Genomic DNA, 20584 nt, shown 5'->3' with positions numbered 1-20584 from the left:
TGAGATAATAACTGCAAATTTCCAAATAATTTTCCAAAAACGATAGCAGAAAAGATGTTATCATTTTGAAGACATCTGCGAAAGGTCAGGTGCAACACAAAACGATAGAACAAGTTTACATTATTTTCCGCTACCTGAAGAGCTCATCTCAAAACTTGATTTAATTTCGATTGCTACTGACATTACAACTTCAAAGTATGATTTTTCCAGTACACTGCTTACCCTCAATAATCAATTTTCAATTAAGTCAACTAAAGTGTTAATTGTTAGAGACTTTGGTAATACAACTTATATTGGTGTTTAGAAATTGTAACGTTTGGAATTTGTTGTGTGTAAAATTAACAACTGGAACCCAATATCCAAAAGCTCGATTAGTTACTTACAAGAGACCTAAAAAAGTAATTAGAGTTTTGGGATCAACTCAAATAATCATTCTTCGCCGGACAAAGGTTGCTTTCCCTGAATTTAGATCTGCCTTGATTCTGTACCGATCACTGGTTCCGATAGCTTTCTTTTGCCAAGCGTTGTTAATGTTGAATTTTTGAGTGGGATTCACAGATGTGAATGTGTGGAATCGGATTGTGTTTATAAAAATACTTTTTCCAGAAACCAGTAGTTCAAAATAGTGACACAGTTACGGGAAGATCGGACATACTCTTTAGCAAATCTGAACGAAAAAATTAATAAAGTTGAACATCGTTTAGTTCTTAATATTTTCGAGTAAGTTTTCATTTACAGGTAAGCTGAGGAGTACTCGACTAAAAAATGTATGACTGATAAACATGGAATAACATAGTTATCTTAATAAAAATAAAAAGAAGGAATAGTAAATGGCACGAGTTATGATCGTAGAAGATGCCGAGTTTATGCGAATGGCAATCCGGGATACACTTTTTAAACATGGGCATGAAGTAGTTGCTGAAGTGGCTGACGACGATGAAGCCCTTGAAAAATATCTGGAGGTAAAACCAGACCTCGTGTTAATGGATATAACGATGCCGGATAGCGTGCCAGATAATGTGAATTGGAAAAATTTGCTGAACAAGTTTCTTATTATAGACCAGGAAGCAAAAATGGCAATGTTTTCCTCTCTTGGCCAGCAGATCCTCATAACTGAATCCCCAAAAATAGGTGCCATGGGCTTTATGGTAAACCCTTTTGATCCCGGGATGTTAAATATAATTAGAGTAATTGCCGAGCCAAACTAACTTGAAAGTGAAATTATAATTGGTTTCTAGACTTTTGCAAGTCATTAACCATTTATATAGATTTAAAATCCAGGTAAATACCTAAATGGCTCAATTCAAGTTTCCCGATTCCTTATGTGAATTTTTCTTTACTTTTTTAACATGTTTGTTAAATATTTTGATAAACAATTAAATATTTTGGTAGATAATTAAATACTTTGATAAACAATTATCTATTATAACGGATAATTATATATTTTAACAGATAATTGAATATTTTAACATACAATCTAATATTTTGATATATCTTTATATATTTTAACAGAAAATTATATATTTTGACAGATACTTGGATACTTTGTTAGTAGATAATCAGGAATTCTGCAAAAATGTGGTCTTGCTTTTTTTCATTCTCCAAATTTCTGCGGCAAAAACCATATAGAAAGAAATCAAGGAAATTCATTAAAATTCACTAATCCTAAAAGAAAGAAATTAGCAGGAAAATAAAATGACTGAGATAACAGACGAATTAGTAATTCGTGGCAATCACATTAAAAATCGAATTGTGATGCCTCCTATGGTTACTTTTTCTTTTCACGGAGATAATGGATCTTATTATGGCAAGCAGCACATTGAACATTATACGAAACGTGCAAAAGGCGGTGCCGGCCTTATCATCGTGCAGGCGACCAGCGTTTTTGGGGCTATAGATTCAACAGGCATGTGGTCGCCAGGTGATATCTCAGCTTTAAAGCAAATTGTGAGCAACTGCCATGAATATGGTGCAACAGTAATGATGCAGCTTCATTGCGGCAATATGGATATTAATGAGTTGTCAACCGAAGAGATTCATTCAATGCAAAAAAATATGAAGCGAGCAGCTATTCGTGCCTGTGAAATAGGGTTTGATGGCGTTGAATTTCATTTTGCCCACGGATTTACCTTATGTAAGTTTCTTGATGCTTCTTACAATCGCCGAACCGATAAGTACGGTGGCGACGCTCTATACAGAGCAAGAGTTTTAACACAAATTCTGCCGGAGATTCGAAACAACACTCATTATAATTTTATCATCAGTGTGCGCATGGGTGAGTATCTGCCGGCAAGCAAGGATGGCATTGAAGCAGTCAAAGCCTTTGAGAAAGCTGGTATTGATTTACTGCACATTTCATTTGGCATGCAGCCCCCAGCAAATCCGGTTCCAGACGGTTTTATATGCAGTCCCATAACCTATAGCGGCTGTAAGATCAAAAAAGAAGTAAAGATTCCAGTTATCGCAGTCAATGGGATCCGCACTGAAGAACAGGTACGGTTCTTAATTGAAAATAATTATGTGGACTTTGCTGCCGTTGGCAGGGGTATGTTAGCTGACCCTAATTTTGCCAATCATGTGATAAATGGAGAGCCTGTAAACACTTGCCTGGGATGTGAGAGGTGTTTCTGGTTTACTGACGATACTCTATGCCCGGCAAAAGAAAAGGAATAAAATTTAGAGTTTATGTACTTGAGGAACAAAATCAATTACAACAAAGACTGTGAATTAAAGTTACGTTTTAGAGAGTTAACGGTCCGATACTATTTATTCTTCAGTTCAACTGCGTAAGTCATAAAGTTATAGAGATCCAAAGGAGAACTTATCTTAAGTTTTTTCATACAATATCCATACCTTCAATACTTTTTCGAGAATCTTCTTCCCTGCCTTCATTTTTAAAGCAGTTTTCATGACAAGATCCACTTCTACGTTTAAGATTTCTGAAAGCTCCTTTTTTAGCCAATGAATTCGAGGAGGTCAGGCTCTATAGAAAATTCTGTAAGAATATCAAAGTCGATATCCTCTTTTTATTCTCCCCATATGTAAGAACCAAAAATCCCCAGATAGCTGATTATACTCCTGCGTAAGTTTTGGAAACAATATCAACCAAATAATAAAGGACGACCAAATTCTCAAATTTTCAGCAAATACATGAAATTTACTTTTACCATACAATTTGAAGAGGACACATTATTTTTATTTAACTGTCAAAGTCAGGTTCTACTGCTGAAGCCACTTTCAAAATTTATGGTGGTAGCAAAATTATTTTTTATCTTGAATTAAATTATACTGTGAAGGCATCTATAGTCACGAAGCTAAATAATGCAACTGCCCATTGGTACAATGAAGTTTTTTGTTGTAACAATTAAATGCGTGACTATATTTACATGTGGACTCAAAAACCACTTGAAGGTGAATAAATGGGAAAATATGAAAGTTGCAGAAAAGAAGTTGAGAACTTAACAAAGATCAAAGGGCAAAAACTTTGCATTGAATGTGCTGTTAAAACCCAAAAAGATATTGACCCCGATAGCCTGAACTTCAGTGCATGCATATAATTCTTGCCAGAAAGAGATTTGAGGCTCTCGTCTTTCCTTTTAAATACTATCCTGTCTTTTCGTTAAAATCTGGCTTTTCTGGCTTTTCTGGCTTTTTTAGATTTTTTGGATTTTTTGGATTTTTTTGTCCAGCAATTTAAACATTAATAGCTTTGAACCTACCAAAAATAATCCTTTTCGCAACACTTTCTTTCCCTTCTGTATTGATTTTCCCAGTACCTATCCATAAAGGTTTCACAGGCATCAGATTGATTGGTCACTATCTTTAGATAAAAGCAGTATAGGAGCCAGATAAAGCCAGATATCTTCAGATCGAATCTATAGGAGCCAGACAAAACTAGATATCTGTTAATGGCTTAGTTTACTCAGAAAAGTAATATTTTAGGTTACAATTATTCTTCACTTTGATTCTTTGGTATCACGGCAGAGAATAATTAATTATAAGGTAAGTATAATTTAACAAGATTTAATTTAAAATTTTATGTTCTTACTTCAAACTCTTTTTGGAGTGTCCTTATTGACCGTCAAAAAAGCACTTATCCCTGCAGCAGGCCTTGGGACTCGTTTCCTGCCTGCCACCAAGTCCATGCCTAAAGAAATGCTCCCTATAATTGACACGCCTGTAATCCACTACGTTGTAGAGGAGGCTATTGCCTCGGGAATTGAGGATATAATCATTATCACAGGCAGGGGCAAACGGGCAATTGAAGATTATTTCGATGATTCTCCCGAACTCGAAATGCATCTTGCGAAAAAGCACAACACCGAACTTCTTAAACTTGTTAGAGATGTTTCGTCCCTTGTGGATATTCACTATATCCGTCAGAAAGAACCTAACGGACTAGGGGATGCGGTCCTCAGGGCAGAAAACCATATTGGAGACGAACCTTTCGCCGTGCTTCTTGGAGACGATATTATTGTGAATGACAAACCCTGCACGGCTCAACTCATTGAAAATTTTGAAAAATATGGGAGATCCACGCTCGCAGTAGAAGAAGTTCCTTATGAAAAACTGAGCAGCTATGGAATTATAAAAGGAAAGCCACTCTGCAACTCCCTCTATATGCTTGAGGATATCGTCGAAAAGCCGTCGCCTGAAAATGCTCCTTCCAATCTGGGAGCAATAGGCCGCTATGTTTTCACCCCTGAAATCTTCGACTGCATAAAAGAAGCCGGTACCGGGGTGGGAAATGAAATCCAGCTGACTGATGGGATTCGTGTTCTTAACAGGTCTCAGATTATCTATGCCTGCAGGTTCAAAGGAAAAAGGTTCGATACAGGCGACAGGTTAGGGTACGTAAAATCAATAGTTGATTTTGCTCTTCAAAACGAAAACCTCAGAGAAGACATACTCGAATACCTGAGGGAGATCCTTGAGGTTGAAGAGAGCCCGGAACAGGGGAAAGCCGATATTATGGAAGAGCCATCAGTTGACAAGATCACAACTTGAGAGTATGGGAAATTTGGCGAAGGATGAGAAATTGAGTGAAGAATAGGAAATTAAAATATGAGAGAGAGCTATCCAGGCATTACCTGAAGTCTCTTCTATTGAGGTAAATTTCTGAGACTGAAATATTTTCAGTTGATGAACAAATAACAATTATTAGTGGAATAATTGAAATTATGGGAAAAAAGATGGAGAGAGTATGTAAAAAGCATTATTCTCGCGTAATTTCATGCCGGGGTATTAGAAAAAATTGTATTGGGGAGAGGGCATCTGAGTATTGGGAGTGGGGTTTGGGGGAAAAATATTGGTTGAGGTTTACAATAAAAATCGGTTTTTCTCAGATGCCTCACTTATAAATATGCAAGAATATATATAAAAATATGGTTATACTGTTAATAGTTATATGTTTTTTCACAGTACTTTTCTTTTTTGAAAAGGATCTTTTTAATCAGACCTGCATTGTAAATCCGAATTCAGTTTGAAAACTACACACATATCCATTTGGATTCGGTTAAGATACGATCCATCAAAAATGCGTTATTTTTGTTGCTATTTCTGTAAACCTCAAAATGTGAATCTCGATATATCTCAGATTCGACTTCACAATTCTTATGATGGTTCACTTTACTTTCTTCATAGTATTCTTATCCTAACCAGTTATCAAAGCTAGGTTCCTTGAGTTCTTGATATTGTCGTGAGCTTCACACACAAACGTTACCATTTATGCATGTCACAGTAGGATTACCTCAAATGGAAAAGGTAGCGCATGACGCAATTCATAGTATAGCTTCTTGTCGCACTGCGGAAAGTGGGAAAGAAGTATCAATTTCCAATTTTTAATACATAATCTTTCAAAGACAGGCAATAAAGCAAGAAAATTCCTTAACCGATGGCAGTGAAATCTATTCAGGCTTTACCGAAGCGAGGAACAAAAAGCTAAAAACGATATCGTGTGTACCTGAAAACAATATTAACCAAATTCATAAAAAGATATCTATTTTTGTAACTATTCAGCCTATATAATACAGAATCAATAGCCATCTTTGCAAAAATTCAATAGACAAATTTCTGCAAATTGATTTTATGGAACTGTTGGCAAATGACTGCGTTTCGTCTTCTTTTATAGGTTATTTCTTTGATTTCTTGCTTTCACTAGAATCAATATCAATAGACATATTTTGATAGGCTGAATAGTTACCTATTTTTTAAAGTTTTTAATAATAAGGATAAATTGTTCGGCTGTTTTTATTTATTATCTAGTTATATACATTTATGCTCTTAAGTGGAGTAAATTTTGGCTCATTATTTCAACAATATGAATACATAGTCCAGATGACTTTATAAATTAATTATTGAAACTGTTACGAGATGTTTAACACTTACAGATTTTAAAAAATCAATCATCTAATATTGAAATTAATGGAAGACCAAACATGAAGAAATCAGTTACATTACTGATCTTGCTTGTATTAGTACTCTTTACGGCTGGATGTGATGAAAAAAATCCAAAAAACTCAACAAGCTCAGAAGCAAACACGGAGAATAGTGTTGTGGCTATAACTCAACTTGAGCAAGTAAACACATCACTCCAAAAAACTCCCGTCTTTGTGAAGATAGGATCTAGATGGTGTCCAGAGTGTCGGTCTTTAAAACCTGTTCTTGATAACTTAGCAGTAGAATACCAGGGAAAAGCGACTATTGCTGCCATAGATGCAGACAAAAACCCTGAACTTGCAGAATATTTTGAAGTAGAGTTTATTCCTGACTCTTTTGTGATTGTGGGCATTGAAAATGGAACATATGTCTATATGCAGGAGAATGGAAATCTCAGCGCAGACAGATATAAGGCCAGGTTTGTTGGACGAAATGATACTGACGAAGAAATGTTTAAAAAAGTTCTGGATCTTGCCCTTGTTCAACAGGAAAAAACAGATGCAAATGAAACGAAACGTTGACTAACAACTTTAATCACAACGTCCATATATAAATCGAAAACTAAAGCTTAAAAACTAAAGCTTAAGGTAAAATTAAGGTTCCGAATAAAATCAAAGACCAAGAGGATAGCTATGGTTTGCCCAGTATGTGTAGTTGGAGGAATCGGATTTATTCTCAGTCGAATTTTTGGGTTCCCTGATGTTTGTGTTGCTTTCGTGGTTGGGATGCTGGCGACTTCGATGGCCTACTGGATGAATCATGTCATGGCAAAAAGATGGAGGAAAAGGAAAGGTCAACTTGTAGCACTCAATATCCTGTCAGGGATTATGTTTTTGTATTCTCTAAAATTGATCGGACTGTGGTAAGGTAGAGATACGCTTTCAATCTCTTACATTTATTTTATTCTTGAATCAATTTTCCTCAGTAAAACTTCACTCTGTCATAATTTTTATGTAATCCATTTTCTGTTGACCTGCAACCGTTGCGCCGTTTGATCACAAACCGTTGCGCCGGTTTATCACGCCGATAGGGTTTGGGGCTAAGTTCATCAAATTCAAATGTTGCTGAGGTTTTCGGTCAAGCCTTTTTTGAAAAGGGTTGCAGTAAATCCTTTATTAAAAAGGGTTGTAATCACTCCCTCCACAGGCCCAAAAAGAAATTAGGGTAAATCAACCTGAATGCATTGAAAATGTGGCTTTTTTACCTTCCCCGAATTCAGCCCTCTTGAGCGAACGAAGTGAGCGAAAAGGGCTCCGTCCTCCCGAGACGGGACTCGGGCAGCGAAGCATTTACATGTAAGGTGAACATAAAGTGCACGAAAAGCCGACAAAAAGACAGGCGAAAATAAAAATAAAACTGGATGACTAGCTGAGGAAAAGCAATGGCTGTATGGAAAGGAAAGAAAGTGGTTCTACATACCACTATGGGTGATTTAACAATCGAGCTCTTTGAAGACATGCCGATTACGGCAGGAAATTTCGCAAAACTGGTGGAAAAAGGTTTCTATGACGGAGTTGTTTTCCACAGGGTAATCGACAAATTCATGATCCAGGGCGGAGACCCAACAGGTACGGGAATGGGAGGTCCAGGTTATGAGATCCCGGATGAATTCACAAGCCATAACCGCAATGATAGGGGCACTCTATCCATGGCAAACGCAGGCCCTAATACCGGCGGCAGCCAGTTCTTTATCAACCTTGTGAACAATAATTATCTCGACAAGATGCACCCTGTCTTCGGAAAGGTAGTGGGGGGCATGGATGTTGTGGATTCTATAGGAAAAGTGAAAACTGACCGTCAGGACCGCCCGAAAACCGAAGTAAAAATTATAAAAGCTGAGCTGGTCTAAAACTTCTTATACTTAGGGGCAACCCCCGCTTTTTATATTTCCTATCTTTCCAGCTTTCTATTTTTATACATTCTGCTTCTTATTTCTATTTTTTACCATCATTTTGGATATTCGTCATTCTCTATGGATAAAATGATTTTTAATCCCGGACCGCATTGGTTTTTATGAGAAAGTTAGGTTTTGGTCATTATTTCTGACCATTATTTTTGACCATTATTTCTGATCGCAATTTCTGATCATATTTTCGGATACAATGATAAAAAAGCCCGCCTAATAAGAGTAACTTCTTTTATCGGAGACTAAGCCTGTTGAATGCTCACAGGAGAAGAGATTTTTGTGTGGGAAACAGAAAAGGGACTGGATTTTCTGGCAAGTGAAACCCTTAAAGCCAGGTATCTGCGTGAGGGAGAAAAGGATTGGGAGGAGGTATGTGAGAGAGTTGCAAAGGCAGTAGCAGCAACTGAGGAAGAGTATCTTGATTTTAAAGACCTTATGGTCAGAAAGATTTTTCTTCCGAGCTCACCCACGCTCATGAACGCGGGCACCGAACTCGGACAGCTTGCAGCTTGTTTTGTAATTCCTGTGGAGGACAGGGTTGAAGAAATCTTCGATTCGATAAAAACTGCAGCCCTGATCCAGAAAACCGGAGGGGGCACAGGTTTTGATTTCTCAAAAATACGCCCTGAAGGGTCTTCCAGCACATATGACAATGACACGACGAGCAGTCCTGTAGCTGTCATGAAACTTTTTAATGAAGCGACGGAGATCGTAAAACAATTTGGAAGGCGACGGGGTGCCAACATGGGCATCCTTGATATTTCCCACAACGATATCCTTTCTTTCATCAGGGCAAAGCATGTCGAAGGCGAGTTGAGCAACTTCAATCTCTCGGTTATGGTACCTGATGCTTTCATGGAACTTGTTGAAGCAGATAAGGCTGACGAAGTTTGGAACAGGCAAACCGGTGTAACAGTTGGGCGCATATTTTCCGAGATTGTAGATGGGATCTGGAGAAACGGCGAACCGGGTATTCTTTTTTATGACCGAATAAACAGGGATAACTTCACGCCTGCACTTGGTGATATCACGGCCACAAACCCCTGCGGGGAAGAACCACTTCTGCCTTTTGAAGCCTGTAACCTGGGCAGCATAAACCTTTCCCTTTTCGTTATGGACGAGAAAGTAAACTGGGACTTTCTCAGAGAAGTAGCTGGAAAAGCTATCCGTTTTCTGGATAACGAAATTGATAAGAACACATATTCTGCTCCGGAGATCGAGGCTGCAACTAAGAGGACCAGGAAAATAGGGCTTGGAGTAATGGGGCTTCACGACATGCTTTTAAAGCTAGGGCTGCCCTACGACTCACAGGAGGCTCTCAAGCTTGCGGAAAAGCTTATGGAACAGATTACATGGGCTTCTATCAGGGAATCAAGGAAGCTTGCTGTGGAAAAAGGAAGTTTTCCGGAATATGAGAATTCCACATGGGAACTTCCTATGAGGAATGCTGCATTAACCGCAGTCGCTCCGACAGGCACGATCAGCATTCTTGCCGGTTGTTCGGCAGGAATTGAACCTGTTTTCAGCTGGGTCTACAGGCGAACTCAAACCGTAGGCAGAGAATTTATGCTTGTGCATCCGTTTTTCAAGGCTCATTTCAAATCAAAACTGTCGGAAGCTGACTATAACTGGCTTCTGGATCATGTCTATAAATACGGTACGTTGCAGGATGTGGAAAGTCCAGAACTTGTAAGCGAAGAGGAAAAGCAGCTTTTCAGGTCAGCCCTTGACATTGACTGGAAGGCCCATATTGATATGCAGGCTGCATTTCAACGACACTGCCATGCCGGTATTTCGAAAACTATAAACATGCCTGGTTCTGCAGGAAAAGAGGATATCAAACAGGCTTTGGTTTATGCCTGGAAACAGGGGTTAAAGGGGCTTACTATCTATAGAACTGGAAGCAGACAGCATGTGGTGCTCAGCCTCCAAAAATTTTGAAATTAAAGCCGATCTAACCTGTAAAAAATACAAAGGTTGTAGCCTGTAAAAACGTTTGTGATCTCAAAACTGAGTTTGGGACCTGCAAAGAATTATATTTTTAAACAGTGTAATAAATATTAAAAAGTGATATCTTACTAAAAATATATATACATTTGATCACTCTAAATAATCTATGACTGATACTTCTAAACATCACCTTGAATTGCTAGTCGCATGCGTCATTTACGGCACCGTTGGGATCTACATGCAACAGCTTGAGGATATGTCCATAGGCTCAATTATTTTCTACAGAATACTCTTTGGACTAACAGCTCTTTTATTCTATCTTGCAATTTCCGGGAATTTAGGCCAGCTCGCTCTAAAAAGAAAGAAGAAGTACCTGCTTCTCCTGGGAGTCTTCTATGTTTCGCAAATGTTTTCCTATTATTCGGCAATTCGGTATCTAGGAGCTTCTTCAGCTGTTCTTCTTCTCTATACAGACCCGATTTATCTGACTATTCTTTCCCCTCTGCTTCTGGGAGAAAAGAACACGGGAAAAACTATTCTTGCCCTTTTCCTTGGTTTGATAGGGATCTTTTATATAACAAGGCCTGAAGGAGGTTTTGAACAGCTTGAGTTTGGCAGTAGTTATCTTAAGGGAGTGCTTTTCGGGCTTATTGGAGGTCTTTTCAGCAGTGGCGTAATAATCTCGGTTCGTTATCTCAGAGATGAATATAACGGACTTACTCAGCTCTTCTGGCAGAGTGCAATTAGCCTTTTCTTCCTTTCACCGTTTGCAGTTTCCGTTCCACGGGATACACTTACAACAAACCTTCCAGTCTTGGTGCTCTTTGGGGTATTAATCACAGGAATCGGTGCAGTATTTTATATAAGGGGTGTAGCAGGCGTGAATGCTATTACAGGCAGTCTCCTTACTCTGCTTGAGCCGGTTTCCTGCATATTCTTCGATTATACGGTACTTGGAAGCCCGATTCACAGTGGGATGCTTATCGGCTGCGTTTTCATCCTTGCTGGAGCAATTGTAATAAGCCTTGATGATTCATTTTCCATGAAAAAACTGCTTTTCCGGGACAGGGCAGCCTTTGGCAAAAGGACTTTTGTCAGAAAAAAACCGGTTTTAAGATCTCCGGATAAATAAAACTCTATATTTAACAGGTTGTCTCAAAACTACATTTAATTCTACAATTGAGATAAAATATCTTACTATAAGGTTAATTGCTACCTGAATTTAGGAACAATTCCCTATCTCAATTTAAAGTCAACAATGTCCGGTACCCAATTGTAGAAATGAGCTGAGTTTTGAGGCAGCCTGAGTTGTTCCATTTCCTTTTAGCATATTTTTGAGTAAAAAATAGAACTTGAAGCTTAAAAACAATTGCTTGCTTCACTGGACATCAATCCTGATGAAATTGAGGTAAAAGGGCAATACTTATCGGGCGGCCGCAGGATATCTGCAGGACAGGAGCAGATAACTTGTCGAGCACCACGGCCCAAAATAGATCAATACACCGATTACAACGATCCTTTCGACGTATTTGATTGTTTCTTCCGTTGACATTTTTTAATTCTCAAGAATGTTTTTTCGTTTTTCCTCTTTTTGGTTTATATCCGGTCCTCTACCTTTCGATAAATTATCTCATGTTACATAATTTATAAAAGTTTCAATTTAAATAAGAAAGTTTAAAAAGTATTTGAGTCATTATTATTGACCTTTCTTAAATAAGAAATAAATAAAGATAAGGAGCAGGATAATGAAAGATAGCAAAAGATTGAGTTCAGTGGCTTTAGTATCGGCAGCTCTGATTTTATATTTAATTATCGTTTCTTCCGCGGCTTCAGCCTCTGTAGAACAGTGGAACATGACCTTTGGTGGACCTGATGACGAATGTGCAAGATCAGTTCGACAGACTTCGGATGGAGGATATATTATAGCAGGATACACTAAGTCATACGGAGCTGGTGGTTTTGATGGTTGGTTAATAAAAACTGATGGTAATGGTAACAAGAAATGGAGTAAGACCTTTGGGGGAGAAGATTGGGATGATTTTTATTCAGTTCAACAAACTTCTGATAATGGATACATTATAGCAGGAGTGACAAAACCATACATCGGTAGTTGGAATGATGCTTGGTTAGTTAAAACTGACAAAAATGGAAATAGACAATGGAGTAAAATATTTGGCGGATCTGATGAGGATTATGCATATTCAGTTCAGCAGACTATTGATGGGGGATATATACTGGCAGGGGCTACTCCATCTTATGGAGCTGGTGGATCTGATGCCTGGTTAATTAAAACTGATAATAATGGAAATGAAATGTGGAATAAAACGTTTGGTGGAACTAATTGGGATTATGCAAATTCTGTTAAGCAAACTTCTGATGGTGGATATATACTGGCAGGACATACAAGATCGTATGGAGCTGGCCAAGAAGATTTTTGGTTAATTAAAACTGATAGCAATGGAAATGAAATATGGAATAAGACCTTTGGAGATACTGCCGGTGATTTTGCATATTCAGTTCAACAGACTGTAGATGGTGGATACATTATAGCAGGAGATACGTGGTCTTACGGAGCTGGCAATGATGACGCCTGGTTAATTAAAACTGATAGTAGTGGCAACAAGAAATGGAGTAAGACCTTTGGAGGACCTTCTTTTGATGCTGCATATTCAGTTCAACAGACCTCTGATAAAGGATACATAATGGCAGGGACAACCTGGTCTTACGACAAATATAATTGGGAAGATGCTTGGTTAATTAAAACTGATAGTAATGGTAATGAAAAGTGGAATCAAACGTTTGGTGGGTCCAGTTGGGAGAGAGCGTACTCAGTTCAACAAACCTCTAATGGAGGATATATTCTAGCAGGAATTACTTCTTCATACGGAGCTGGAGGTACTGATGCTTGGTCAATCAAAGTTGCTCCTGTAATTGATAAACCTCCGGTTGCAAACTTTGCTGCTAAACCTACTTCAGGAAAAGCACCTTTAACGGTTGCCTTTACTGATACAAGCACAGAAAAACCGACTAAATGGAAATGGACTTTTGGAGACGGAACTAATTCAACCAAACAGAATCCAACGCATAAGTATTCAAAAGCAGGAAATTACACAATATCACTGACAGTGACAAATGCGGCAGGTAGTAATACTTTAACAAAATCCAATTTCATAAAAGTCACATCATCTACCCCAAAGCCTGTTGCTGCTTTTTCTGCCTCTCCAACCTCAGGCAAAGCCCCATTAAAAGTTCAGTTTACTGACAAAAGTACAGGTTCGCCAACTTCATGGAAATGGAGTTTTGGAGATGGAAGTACTTCAACATCCAAGAGTCCTGCATATACCTATAAAAAAGCAGGAAAATACACTGTTAGCTTAACAGTAAAGAATGCAGCGGGAAGCAATACGAAAACAATAAAAGAYTATATTACTGTCACAACAACTGTAAAGCCTGTTGCTGCTTTTTCTGCCTCTCCAACCTCAGGCAAAGCCCCMTTAAAAGTTCAGTTTACTGAYAAAAGTACAGGTTCGCCAACTTCATGGAAATGGAGTTTTGGAGATGGAAGTACTTCAACATCCAAGAGTCCTGCATATACCTATAAAAAAGCAGGAAAATACACTGTTAGCTTAACAGTAAAGAATGCAGCGGGAAGCAATACGAAAACAATAAAAGATTATATTACTGTCACAACAACTGTAAAGCCTGTTGCTGCTTTTTCTGCCTCTCCAACCTCAGGCAAAGCCCCCTTAAAAGTTCAGTTTACTGATAAAAGTACAGGTTCACCAACTTCATGGAAATGGAGCTTTGGAGATGGAAAAACTTCAACATCCAGGAGTCCTGCATATACCTACAAAAAAGCAGGAAAATACACTGTAAGTTTAACAGTAAAGAACGCTGCTGGAAGTAATACCAAAACTATGTCTGGATACATTAAAGTATCGTAACTATTCAGCCTATATAATACAGAATCAATAGCCATCTTTGCTAAAATTCAATAGGCAAATTTCTGCAAATTGATTTTATGGAACTGTTGGCGATTGACTACGTTTCGTCTCTTATATAGGTTATTTCTTTGATTTCTTGCTTTCACTATAATCAATATCAATAGACATGTTTTAATATGCTGAATAGTTACACAGTATCTAAAAAATGAAATTTTACATTGAAAAAACGATAACATGATCAAGTCTAAAGAGGAGTGGGGGAATTTATATAAAGTTCATTTGAGTTCCTGCTATTCTTGATCTGGTAACTTCTTCCAACCACAAAACTTCATTTATCGGCTTGCTGTTGAGGTTAACTTCGATTTTTACTCATTTTACCACTTGATTAAATTCGGAATAATTCCTGGCAAGCTGAGCTCAATTCATACAGGATAACCATGGAAAAACCTTACAACCTGAAAAAATTGCGTCTTTCTTACTTTAATTCTGTGTTTTTCACTTTCCACTGGTTTTAGCTCATTTTAGATTTCTAGCCGCCGAAAAGATGTAAAGAAAAATCTTTTTGCCTTTATCATAACAAAGCTTAAATCAAGTACAGTAATTACTGAATAAATTGATTGACGCGTGGAAGGTCCGTTTCCTTCAACAGGTAAAGGCATTCTTTCCCGAATACTGATATTGTGTTCGTTAAATACTTATTTGAAGTTTAATATATAAGCGGCCGGTAGTAAAGTTTTCCAACAGTCCACCGGTTAGAAATCTATTGTCAATACTTATCGGGCAGCTGCAGGACATCTTCAGGACGAGACTGCACTGACCGCACTTTCACTTTAGCTAATCTTCTTCAGGGAGACCCTATATGATAGAGGATAGTTAAACCTGAGATCTTTTACTTTCTCTTTGAAGAAAAACGATATAAATTCCTTCACGAAAACTAAAAAGGAAAATTTTTAAACACCAACTTGATATGATTTTACGGTGTTTGGCAGTTGATCGATCAAGATAAAATGWCWYAACYTATRWCTRARCAATGATSWAGATTRGWRYGTGAGGTCYARGSMTGCTRAAGCWMTTRAWWCTKMATTTTTCWCAMRTGCCAGAYAARCARCAGGYATGGAAWGACTTAATTAAACTGAACAATRATGAAAATYSGTGMTGTGAGGTATAGGGCTGTCTCTGCTCTTGATTCTGCATTTTCTCAAGTGCCAGATAAACAACAGGCATGGAATGACTTAATTAAACTGAACAATGATGAARATTGGTATGTGAGGTCTAGGGCTGCTGAAGCTCTTAGTTCTGCTTTTTCTCAAGTGCCAGATAAGCAACAGGCATGGAATGATTTACATAGACTGACCAACGATGAAGAAAGGTCTATGAGGTCTATTACTGCCTCTGCTCTTAGTTCTTTGTTTTCTCAAGTGCCAGATAAGCAACAGGCATGGAATGATTTACATAGACTAACTAATGATGAAGACAATTTTGTGAGGTCTATTGCTGCCTCTGCTCTTAGTTCTGCTTTTTCTCAAGTGCCAGATAAGCAACAGGCATGGGATGACTTACATAGACTAACCTCTGACGAGGCCCGTGATGTGAGGTCTAGGGCTGCTAAAGCTCTTGGTTCTGCTTTTTCTCAAGTGCCAGATAAACAACAGGCATGGGATGACTTACATAGACTAACCTCTGACGAGGCCCGTGATGTGAGGTCTAGGGCTGCTAAAGCTCTTGGTTCTGCTTTTTCTCAAGTGCCAGATAAACAACAGGCATGGAGTGACTTATGTAGATTGATCTATGATGAAAACGAATATGTGAGGTCAGGTGTTGCAGAAGCTCTTGGTTCTGCTTTTTCTCAAGTGCCAGACAAACAACAGGCATGGAATGACTTACGTGGACTGACCTTTGATGAAGACGAGTTTGTGAGGACAAACTCAATTCATTCTCTTGGAAGAGTTTCTATATTCAAGGCTTCCCAGGCAGAAACAGATGAAGATTACAAAAAGGAATTGGAAAATGCAATTGAATTTTTTGAATTTGCAGCAGAGGAAACACCTTACTATAGTCCATCAAAATTTTGTCTTCCTTTTTATCGTTCTTTCTATACAATAGTTTTCAGAAAACAGGAAACTAGAGAAGAAGCGGATCAATATTTGGAAGAAGCTAAAGCTGCAATTGAAGGCTCTGAGAGCAAGAAACAGCTTTTTGAAGCTGTTGAAAACCTCGCAGAAGCACTAAAAGAAGTCCAAAGTTTAGGAAATCTAGATTTTCAGGCGATGAAATATGAGCTTAATTTCTATAGGAAGTATTGTGATCGTGCTACAGAACTAATTAAACACGCTGATGAAAAAGCACTGTTTGCTACAAAAGTTCTAAGAAAAGGGCTACCCATTCTGGATAGAAATCTAAAAGAGCTTCTCGAAGAAATACAGGAAAAAGCAAAGAAAGTATGTCAGGCATCTCAAAAAACTGCTATCAAAGAAATTGCATGTTCTGTCAATAAAGAAGTTCGAAAATGGGAAATAAAAAGTCAGGAAGAAATGAGTTTTTATGTAAACAGTCTTGTTGCAGTTCTTAAATCAAAAATTCCTCACAATACCGAAAACAAAGAAATTCTTGATATGATTGAGGACATGAAGTTTGAAAAAGACCTTACGAAACAATATAGAACCTTATCTGTTATTGTTGGGCTAATACCTACAGTTAACGTGGTTGCAGTAGATCCTATTGTAGAAAGTATAAACAAAGCAGGAACAAAAGTAGACGGTCTTTCTCAGAAAGTGGACGAAATAAGAATTAGTCTGAAACCTGGCATAAAAGAAGAAATTGAGATATCTGTAGGAACTGAGATTTTAGGTACTGGAGTAACACACAAAATTATGATTCCTTTGCAGGAAATTTCTTATGCGGAACTAAAGGACGATTTAATAAGAATAAAGGGGAAGCACATTACTAAATTATCCAAGCTTCCGGAAAGATTAGCTCGAAAAATTAAAGGTTATTTATTACTGAATGACAGAGAAGACATTATTGAGCAGTTAACTTGAAGTGGGTTATCTCTAGCAATCAGTTAACGATATAACTATTTGATCAAAGCATTTAAACTGATAATGCAGAAATTGTTACATCTACTTTCCAGTTATCCCAATTACGAAAGTTTCTACAACCTAACTTTGTTGATGTACAAAGAATAGTCAACAGAACTCTTTTTCTCACTAGAAAGATACAAATAAACTAAATTTTGAAAGGAGGGAAGGCAAGCCTTCCCTCCCGCTTCGGCTTAACTTCCTCTTTTACCAATTTAGGCAATCAATCTGTACCAAATCTAGAAAGGATTAAGAAAAATACCTCTTTTTGCTACCCTGCCCGCAGGGAAAGACCGGACAAAGAATCCAGCTCTAGGAAAACCTATAGAGATATACCTAAAGTTTCATCCAGTCTTTACACGCAAAGAGCAAGACCAGCCTACCCACATGCACCGCCCAAGCCATGCGACAGGTCTTAGACCCTTAGCACCCGCACCTGATACCAACTGCCCACAGATACCACCGCGAGCCATACGTAGGTATTAAGAAACCCTTATACCCTCATTGAGACATTACCCGCCAGCCCAAGCCATACGTTCTCAAACTCTAGAACCCCGATTTTGTACCTTAGATCATGTATAACAGCCCTATCGTTACCCGTTATTTAAAACAAGTACATGCCTAAGGCGACAGGGCATAGTGTTTTATCAAGTCACCTTAAGTATGGGACTTGCACCTAAATTTAGGAACTAATAAAAACTGTTCTACTTTGGGCAATAATTTTAATTTGTAAAGTCATTAGCTAAAATACAGATATAAATAAACTTTGTGGAAATTCTGGTAAGACGTCTTATTTAGTTATCAGTATTTTTATAAAGGCCATATTAAAATAGAAAACTTTAGCAATTATTTGTATAATTCCTGTATTCATTCAATACTTTTCGAGAATATTGCAACCGGAGGATAAAAATATAATGAAAAAGAGGGAAAAATTATATCCACTTGTTTTAGCTTTAACAGCCCTCTTTTTATTTTTAATTATTTTCTCATCGACTGCACTGGCAGCCAACAATGAGAATGCTCTTGTATTTCAGGGGAATTACGAAGAGGCAATAAAGGTCTATGATAAAGCCATTGAAAACAATTCTCAAAACTCAGAAGCATGGTATAACAAAGGACTTTGTCTTGCAGAATTAGGTAATTATGAGGAAGCAATAAAGGCCTTTGATAAAGCAATTGAAATTACACCTCAAAATACGGATGCTTTGGACAATAAAGGATATTATCTTGAATGTTTAGGCAACTACGAGGAAGCAATAAAGGCCTTTGACAAAGCAATTGAAATTAATTCTCAAAATTCATACGCGTGGTGTAATAAAGGACTTTGTCTTGGGTATTTAGGTAATTACGAAGAAGCAGTAAAAGCTTTTGATAAAGCAATTGATATTAACTCTCAAGACTCAAAGGCATGGTACAATAAAGGATATTCTCTTGAATGTTTAGGCAATTATAAGGAAGCAATAAAAGCCTTTGATAAAGCAATTGACATTAACTCTCAATATTTAGATGCATGGTACAATAAAGGATATTCTCTTGAGTGTTTGGGCAACTACGAAGAAGCAGTAAAAGCCTTTGACAAAGCAATTGATATTAACTCTCAAGATTCAGACACGTGGTACAATAAAGGAACTTGTCTTGCACATTTAGGTAAGTACAATGAAGCAGTAGAAGCTTTAGATAAAGCTATTGAAATTGATCCTCAATACTCATATGCTTTGAGTCTAAAAGAATCAATTCTCTTAAACTCAAATAAATCGCTTTTCTCTAATAGCAATATGTTTGTGGAAGAAGATGATTTACTTGAATATGCGCAAATTTATTTGAAAACCTATGAAGATATTATAAATGAATCTAATCTCACAAGTGATGATTTAGGGCTATTTTCTTTCTATCAAAACTATCCATATTCAGTGAACGCAACTATTTCTAACACAAATGGGGCATCTGTAACGTTTATTCCACATTCTACTGACAAAAGCAAGGTAACTAAAGTACCATATCCAATTGAAAAACTGATTCCTATAATAAATAATGAAGAATTGAATAGCCCCTCGATAAAGGGCGTATCGATAAATGGTAATAGTTCTGATGTTTGTGCAGTACAAAATATCTATGGGGGTAATGTTTCTAGTATTTCTGATATGAATAACTATAGCTTTAGGGATGGATTTGTTTACACTAATAACTCTAATAATAATTCGTTACATCAACTTACGAATAACGCCCCCATCATATTGGGCGAAGGAGCCTATTTTAATGGCCTTACCTACATTGATTCCAATAAGGTGTTCCGAAAAGGAGAATTAATTATCAACGGCACTTTAGTATTGAATGATTCAAAATTAATTATAAAAAGTGATTTGAAAGAAGATTGGACAAAAGAAAGGGCAGAAGAAGATGCTATAGGCCTTATATACAAAGAACAAATCGATAGAATTTTTAACTACAGTAAATTAACAGGAATAGGTTATCGTGAGATTGGCAAACTAGTTGCTGATTATAAAGAAAAGGAAACGACTGGATATTATGAAACAAATAGTTACGCCAGATTGAGAGATGCAAACGTAATATTCAGTAAAGCTGATCAATATGGAATCACACGTGATTCGGTTTCAGAGTTATTAAAGAATAAGCAAGAAGAAACATCAATTGATAAAATTTTTAGCCTGATGGAGCGATTTTTAACAGTTATTGGAATTATTAGTTTGATTAAAATAAAATATATATACCAAAAGTTGAAAAAATATTTTTGCAAATTTTTTAATGCCTCACATAAATCTTCATAAGGGACTTGAGGCTTTACTAAGTTCTTCTTGTGTACTTCTCCCTACTCCGCACATGCCGGCTGAATGTGGAGTGATGGAGCTTCGAAAGGGGAAATTGACACCCTCCAAAAGTTAGGTCTTAGTTCTTCTGTGATAAAATAATGGGCGGTTCTCTCCTTTTTACTTTGAGTTTTATACTACGCGCCCCTTCGGGTGATATAGTGGATAGAAACTTTTTTAAAACAGCTTTGTATTGGTACAATGTACTATCACTATAATTTTTGGGCTTTAGTGATCTGAGGTAAGCCAAAACAGTTTTGTCTGTAATCTCTTGTCCATCAAGCCATTTAATAAAAGGTTTTAATATGAATATGTTATTATCCAATGTTCGTTTACTTAATCCATCATCCTCTAACCGTTGCAAGTATTCATCAAAGATCAATTCGTTCCCCATGTTTAGATATATAAACTAGATCCTATAAAAGATATCACGTTTGAGGATTT

14 protein-coding genes are annotated in these 20584 nt (G+C 37.3%); 12 read left to right on the top strand and 2 right to left on the bottom strand.

What is annotated here, in order from left to right:
• The first annotated feature begins 830 nt into the window (after nucleotides 1-830).
• The 9 genes from FXW07_RS17150 (at nucleotide 831) to FXW07_RS17110 (ending at nucleotide 11426) form a co-directional block, all read left to right on the top strand.
• Nucleotides 831-1208: a response regulator gene (locus FXW07_RS17150; RefSeq protein WP_229396672.1), complete on the top strand. Its 378-nt coding sequence runs from the start codon at nucleotides 831-833 to the stop codon at nucleotides 1206-1208.
• Nucleotides 1209-1695: 487 nt separating this feature from the next.
• Complete coding sequence (locus FXW07_RS17145) at nucleotides 1696-2673, top strand: NADH:flavin oxidoreductase (RefSeq protein ID WP_255679125.1); 978 nt, start codon at nucleotides 1696-1698, stop codon at nucleotides 2671-2673.
• Nucleotides 2674-3419: 746 nt separating this feature from the next.
• Nucleotides 3420-3557: a hypothetical protein gene (locus tag FXW07_RS17140; protein ID WP_229396667.1), complete on the top strand. Its 138-nt coding sequence runs from the start codon at nucleotides 3420-3422 to the stop codon at nucleotides 3555-3557.
• A 517-nt stretch (nucleotides 3558-4074) separates the two neighbouring features.
• Nucleotides 4075-5007 (top strand): UTP--glucose-1-phosphate uridylyltransferase GalU, encoded by a 933-nt coding sequence (galU, locus tag FXW07_RS17135; protein WP_229396665.1) that lies wholly within the window; start codon nucleotides 4075-4077, stop codon nucleotides 5005-5007.
• A 1430-nt stretch (nucleotides 5008-6437) separates the two neighbouring features.
• Complete coding sequence (locus tag FXW07_RS17130) at nucleotides 6438-6959, top strand: thioredoxin family protein (protein ID WP_229396663.1); 522 nt, start codon at nucleotides 6438-6440, stop codon at nucleotides 6957-6959.
• A 111-nt stretch (nucleotides 6960-7070) separates the two neighbouring features.
• Nucleotides 7071-7304 carry a hypothetical protein gene (locus tag FXW07_RS17125; protein ID WP_048121153.1) on the top strand — a complete coding sequence of 78 codons (234 nt, stop codon included), beginning with the start codon at nucleotides 7071-7073 and terminating at the stop codon, nucleotides 7302-7304.
• Between the two features lie 515 nt (nucleotides 7305-7819).
• Nucleotides 7820-8287 carry a peptidylprolyl isomerase gene (locus FXW07_RS17120; protein ID WP_229396662.1) on the top strand — a complete coding sequence of 156 codons (468 nt, stop codon included), beginning with the start codon at nucleotides 7820-7822 and terminating at the stop codon, nucleotides 8285-8287.
• Between the two features lie 312 nt (nucleotides 8288-8599).
• Nucleotides 8600-10285 (top strand): adenosylcobalamin-dependent ribonucleoside-diphosphate reductase, encoded by a 1686-nt coding sequence (locus FXW07_RS17115; RefSeq protein ID WP_229396660.1) that lies wholly within the window; start codon nucleotides 8600-8602, stop codon nucleotides 10283-10285.
• Between the two features lie 175 nt (nucleotides 10286-10460).
• On the top strand, nucleotides 10461-11426 hold the full coding sequence (locus tag FXW07_RS17110; protein ID WP_229396658.1) for a DMT family transporter: 966 nt from the start codon (nucleotides 10461-10463) through the stop codon (nucleotides 11424-11426).
• A gap of 291 nt (nucleotides 11427-11717) precedes the next feature.
• On the opposite strand, the gene FXW07_RS19415 is transcribed toward FXW07_RS17110, so the two are convergent.
• Entirely contained in the window at nucleotides 11718-11846 is a 129-nt protein-coding gene (locus FXW07_RS19415; protein ID WP_255679123.1) for a hypothetical protein, read from the bottom strand.
• A gap of 193 nt (nucleotides 11847-12039) precedes the next feature.
• Here FXW07_RS19415 and FXW07_RS17105 point away from each other — a divergent pair, with 193 nt between their 5' ends.
• The 3 genes from FXW07_RS17105 to FXW07_RS17095 all read left to right on the top strand — a co-directional run bounded on the left by FXW07_RS17105 (nucleotide 12040) and on the right by FXW07_RS17095 (nucleotide 20101).
• Nucleotides 12040-14238 carry a PKD domain-containing protein gene (locus tag FXW07_RS17105; protein WP_229396656.1) on the top strand — a complete coding sequence of 733 codons (2199 nt, stop codon included), beginning with the start codon at nucleotides 12040-12042 and terminating at the stop codon, nucleotides 14236-14238.
• A 1157-nt stretch (nucleotides 14239-15395) separates the two neighbouring features.
• Complete coding sequence (locus tag FXW07_RS17100) at nucleotides 15396-17276, top strand: HEAT repeat domain-containing protein (RefSeq protein ID WP_229396653.1); 1881 nt, start codon at nucleotides 15396-15398, stop codon at nucleotides 17274-17276.
• Between the two features lie 953 nt (nucleotides 17277-18229).
• Nucleotides 18230-20101, top strand: coding sequence for a tetratricopeptide repeat protein (locus FXW07_RS17095; RefSeq protein WP_229396651.1), 1872 nt, complete (start codon nucleotides 18230-18232; stop codon nucleotides 20099-20101).
• 118 nt (nucleotides 20102-20219) lie between these two features.
• Here the strand turns inward: FXW07_RS17095 and FXW07_RS17090 are convergent, their stop codons facing one another.
• Nucleotides 20220-20522 carry a phage integrase N-terminal SAM-like domain-containing protein gene (locus FXW07_RS17090; RefSeq protein WP_229396649.1) on the bottom strand — a complete coding sequence of 101 codons (303 nt, stop codon included), beginning with the start codon at nucleotides 20520-20522 and terminating at the stop codon, nucleotides 20220-20222.
• Nucleotides 20523-20584: the final 62 nt, after the last annotated feature.

This window comes from Methanosarcina sp. DH1 (genome assembly GCF_020804205.1).
In the GTDB taxonomy this organism is placed as follows: Archaea; Halobacteriota; Methanosarcinia; order Methanosarcinales; family Methanosarcinaceae; genus Methanosarcina; species Methanosarcina vacuolata.
The sequence above is the reverse complement of the archived record's forward strand: the minus strand, read 5'-3'. Positions and strand labels throughout refer to the sequence as shown.

What these genes read in the sequence shown, in the direction of transcription:
- FXW07_RS17150 (WP_229396672.1), top strand. Translation starts at nt 831, where the DNA reads ATGGCACGAGTTATGATCGTAGAAGATGCCGAGTTTATGCGAATGGCA.
- FXW07_RS17145 (WP_255679125.1), top strand. Translation starts at nt 1,696, where the DNA reads ATGACTGAGATAACAGACGAATTAGTAATTCGTGGCAATCACATTAAA.
- FXW07_RS17140 (WP_229396667.1), top strand. Translation starts at nt 3,420, where the DNA reads ATGGGAAAATATGAAAGTTGCAGAAAAGAAGTTGAGAACTTAACAAAG.
- FXW07_RS17130 (WP_229396663.1), top strand. Translation starts at nt 6,438, where the DNA reads ATGAAGAAATCAGTTACATTACTGATCTTGCTTGTATTAGTACTCTTT.
- FXW07_RS17125 (WP_048121153.1), top strand. Translation starts at nt 7,071, where the DNA reads ATGGTTTGCCCAGTATGTGTAGTTGGAGGAATCGGATTTATTCTCAGT.
- FXW07_RS17120 (WP_229396662.1), top strand. Translation starts at nt 7,820, where the DNA reads ATGGCTGTATGGAAAGGAAAGAAAGTGGTTCTACATACCACTATGGGT.
- FXW07_RS17115 (WP_229396660.1), top strand. Translation starts at nt 8,600, where the DNA reads ATGCTCACAGGAGAAGAGATTTTTGTGTGGGAAACAGAAAAGGGACTG.
- FXW07_RS17110 (WP_229396658.1), top strand. Translation starts at nt 10,461, where the DNA reads ATGACTGATACTTCTAAACATCACCTTGAATTGCTAGTCGCATGCGTC.
- FXW07_RS19415 (WP_255679123.1), bottom strand. Translation starts at nt 11,846, where the DNA reads ATGTCAACGGAAGAAACAATCAAATACGTCGAAAGGATCGTTGTAATC.
- FXW07_RS17095 (WP_229396651.1), top strand. Translation starts at nt 18,230, where the DNA reads ATGAAAAAGAGGGAAAAATTATATCCACTTGTTTTAGCTTTAACAGCC.